This is a genomic window from Microbacterium sp. 22296 (assembly GCF_052045385.1).
In the GTDB taxonomy this organism is placed as follows: domain Bacteria; phylum Actinomycetota; class Actinomycetes; order Actinomycetales; family Microbacteriaceae; genus Microbacterium.
On record NZ_JBQEOS010000022.1, the window covers coordinates 1 to 432 of the forward strand.

Sequence of the window (432 nt, forward strand, 5' to 3'; positions counted from 1 at the left end):
GGCGACGTCGCCGGACGCCGCATCACCGTGGCGGGCCTGGGGCAGGTCGGCGGTCGTCTCGCCGAGCGGCTGGCCTCCGAGCACGCCGTCTTGACCATCACCGACGTCAACCCGGCCAAGCGGGCACGGGCCGAAGAGCTCGGCGCCGCGTGGGTCGAGCCGAGCGAGGCGCACCTCATCCCCGCCGACGTTTTCGTCCCCGCCGGAATCGGTGGAGTGCTCACCGACGAGGTCATCGACGCCCTCGACGCGCGCGCGGTGTGCGGGCCGGCCAACAACCCGCTCGCCGAGCGGAGCGGCGCCGAACGCCTGGCGCAGCGCGGCATCCTGTACGCCCCCGACTTCGTCGTCAACGCGGGCGGCGTCATCTACCTCGACCTGGTCGCCAAGCAGCGCGGGACGGTGGATCAGATCATGGGCCGTGTCGCCGGG

General features: G+C 73.4%; 1 pseudogene. It reads left to right on the forward strand.

The features are described from left to right. A pseudogene (locus ACTJJP_RS17375) lies at positions 1 to 432 on the forward strand (Glu/Leu/Phe/Val dehydrogenase family protein); the annotation flags it as partial.